Source organism: Hyphomonas sp. (genome assembly GCF_040882205.1).
Classification (GTDB): Bacteria; Pseudomonadota; Alphaproteobacteria; order Caulobacterales; family Hyphomonadaceae; genus Hyphomonas.
Map to the genome: position 1 here is coordinate 1 of NZ_JBBEBT010000213.1, position 3,209 is coordinate 3,209.

The window sequence follows — 3,209 nt, forward strand, 5'->3', positions numbered from 1 at the left end:
AACTACCCGTGCGCCCATTGGCGCGGTCGAAAGCGTTGGGATAGCCGAGATTGAAGGAAAGGTGGTAGCTTGAGGCTGGGTTCATCTGCGCCGGTTTCACGGTGTAGAAGCCTTCCGGAGCCTGTCCGTCGCCCTCGCGCAGTTTCGGCCCTGGTGTTCCGGATACGGAGCAGACCGGCCAGGTGCGGAAGGGTTTGAACGCGCCGTCCTCATCGCTGACATAGGCCGTCAGCTCGGCAGGCTCTTTCGTAAGGCGCAGGTAGACCGGGCTGCCGAGCTTCAGGCCCTTCGCCTTCAGCGCCTGTTCCAGCTGCGGCTTGAGCGAAGCATAGGCCGCCTCCGAACGCTGCGTCGATGGCACAGCCCCGGCTTCGGCAACCGCCAGCAGCGCCGGCAGGCACAGGAAGGCCAGCGCTGCCAGCAAGAGGGCGATGAGATTGGGTCTGGGTCCGCGCCTGTGTCTCATGCGCCCAGATTTCAAAGCCAATCATGGCATCAGTCGGGCAGGACTGCGCCGGGGCGGCGGCGGCGACTGAAATTTCCGTATGCCGACGGTCAGACCGCGCGGATCACGCGCACATACTGCGCCGCAGTCACCAGCGACAAGGCCGCTGCGACCCACAGAAGCAGCACAAGCGCGCCCGCGCCCGCCAGGGCCAGCGGCGCCGATTGCTCCATCGCCGTGACACTCGCCGGCGCTAATGCGAATGGCAGCATCAGGCCGGCAATCGCCGCCATCTCGATCCCGGTCTTGAGTTTCGCGAGGCTGGACGGCGCCGCCACGCCCGCCGCTTCCGGGCGTGTCCGCAGCCAGGTCATGAACACATCGCGCGCGATGATCAGCGCCGCGGGCAGATAGATCAGCCAGCTTTGCAGCGTCAGCGACACGCCGAGCAGCGCGAGGCCGACCAGCAGCTTGTCGGCAACCGGGTCCAGCCAGACGCCGAAGCGGCTCTCTGCCTTGAACTGGCGCGCCGCCCAGCCATCGAGGAAATCCGTCAGCGCGCCGGAAATGAAGGCGAGCAGTGCAAACTGGTGCCAGAGCTGTTCCAGGGTCGCCTGGCGCAGCGCCTCATCGCCGCCTGCCCCGGACAAAGCATCTGCGGCGACTGACGCGTTCAGCTGGCCGTACAGCACCAGCACCGCGAACACGCAGCGCGACATCGTCAGGGCATTGGGGATCCAGGCAAACATCAGCCACAGCCATAGCGATCCGCAGGTGCACCCGGCAAGCGCTGCGGTTCAGTATTTCAGGCGCAGGTTCGAGATCGAGCGGGCAATCGTGCTGTAAACCTCGACCAGTTCGGTCCCGTTGTCGGCGCTGAAGGCATGGCCGGGGGAGGTGGCGCAGTATTGCAGGATGGTGCGTCCGTCGCCGGTTTTCTGTACGTTCGAGGGCACCTGGAATCCCACCGTGAAGATCTGGATATTGCTGGGCAGCGACTTCATCTGGTCGCACAGGTCCATCGATTGCTGGAACGAACTGCGTCCGGCTGTCGGGTGCTGGATGTTGAACTCGCCGTCTGTCATCAGGATCATGAACTTGGACGTGCGCGGCGCGCCGTAGAGGCGGGGCGTAGACGCTTGCGGCCAGATACCGCTCCATTTGGGCGACAGCAGGTACCAGCCCCAGGCAATGCCCAGGTGTCCGGCCGTGCCGCCCCTGGCGATCAGCCCGTTGACGTGCGCCTTCAGCGCATCCTTGTCATCGGTCAGCGGCACGGGCCCGGAAGGCTGACAAGTGCCGTGGCGGCCTTCATAGGCGCCGACGCCGTATCCGGTCGCATTGCCGTTTTCCACATTGCGCCAGCCGTCATACTTGTTTGGGGAGCTCGCCGAGAAGTTCCAGCGCGGGTTGCCCGCCCCGATCCAGCGGGCGGAGGTCGGCGCTTCATCGGTGGCCGCATGCGCGCCGGTGCGTTCATAAACGCAGGAATCCGACAGGCCGGTATCCTCGAAGAAATAGCGCCGCGTGTTCCAGGTATAGTTAGAGTCGCGCTTGCAAACGCCTTTGCTCGTGCAGGTGCCACGTTGGTAGTAGAAGAAGCGCTTGCCGGTCGCGGAGTCGATCATGCGTTCGTCATTGTACGCATTATAATTTGATTGCGCGGCACTGTTCGATCCGTCCGCACTCAGCGTATGGTCGTCAGTCACGGCGGCCGCATAGGGACCGGCATTCAGCGAATGGTTGTAGCTGGCTATGGCGATGCGCACCGAGCCGTCGCGCAGGCGATCATCCGGCAACAGTTCGTCAAATGCGGCTTCCGCGGCTTCCTTAAGCTGGGGCAGGCGGTTCATGCTGTTCATCGAACCGGACACGTCAAAAATGAAGGCGATGTCCACCACGCCGATGCCATAGGTCGAAGTCGCGTCGACAGTGAATGCCAGTTCGTCATGCCCGATCATGTGCGTCAGGTAAGTCGGCTGCTCACAGCGAACGCTGCCGGCAATATCCTGGCTTTCGGAATCGAAGGTCACCGTCACTGGCGCACAAAGCAGGTCGCCGCCCTGCTCGGTGAACATTGCTTCGGCGTAGCGCTGAACATCAGCGCGTACGGTGTCCTCATTCGTGCCACGCTGGCGTTGCAGGGCGCCGGCCAGTAGAGCCGAGTCGAGCGAAGCCTGCACCTTGAGTTTCTGGCGCACCGTGTTCTGCGTGTCGATGGCAATGCCCGCCAGCGCCAGGATGGCGGGAATCAGCATCGCCGTCAGCGTGGCGATGTTGGCGCCTTCGGCGGCGCCGAAGCGCTTCAGTTCCAGTTTGTGTCGTATGTTCATGGTCGGCCTTCTGACGCTGTGTTCGAACCGGTTCACTTGACGAGGCGGACTTCATTGATGTCGCGGCCGATCTGGTTGAACACCGAGACGAGTTCAGCCGAGCCCGTGGCGAAGTAGGCGTACTGCGAGCTCGTTGCGCAGTTCGTCAGAGCGTTGCGCAGCTGGGCCGAGTTGCCGACATTTAAGCCTACGGTGTAGACCTTGATGCGGGCCTGCTTCATCGCCGTGCAATATTGCTGAACCTGCGCCGTCGAGTTGCCATTCTCGGATTCGCAATTGATCCGGTCACCCATGTTATAGCTGGATCGTGACAGGACGCCCTTACAGAAGGAGGAGTTGAACTCACCGTCTGTCATGAACACGGCAAACTTGTGGAGTTTCGGGCGACCGAATGCGGCTGGCTTGCTGGCGGCGGGGAAAATGTCCCCGAA

Annotated in this window: 3 protein-coding genes and 1 pseudogene; all 4 read right to left on the reverse strand. The window is 62.8% G+C overall.

Going from position 1 to position 3,209, the window contains the following annotated elements; translation table 11 throughout:
- The coding region (locus tag WEA77_RS08775) for a murein L,D-transpeptidase family protein (protein ID WP_368067493.1) at window positions 1-466 on the reverse strand (466 nt) is incomplete at its 3' end.
- 89 nt (window positions 467-555) lie between these two features.
- Window positions 556-1,194 (reverse strand): CDP-alcohol phosphatidyltransferase family protein, encoded by a 639-nt coding sequence (locus WEA77_RS08780; RefSeq protein WP_368067494.1) that lies wholly within the window; start codon window positions 1,192-1,194, stop codon window positions 556-558.
- A 48-nt stretch (window positions 1,195-1,242) separates the two neighbouring features.
- Complete coding sequence (locus tag WEA77_RS08785; protein WP_368067495.1) at window positions 1,243-2,778, reverse strand: pilus assembly protein TadG-related protein; 1,536 nt, start codon at window positions 2,776-2,778, stop codon at window positions 1,243-1,245.
- A 32-nt stretch (window positions 2,779-2,810) separates the two neighbouring features.
- Window positions 2,811-3,209, reverse strand: a pseudogene (locus WEA77_RS08790) (pilus assembly protein TadG); the annotation flags it as partial.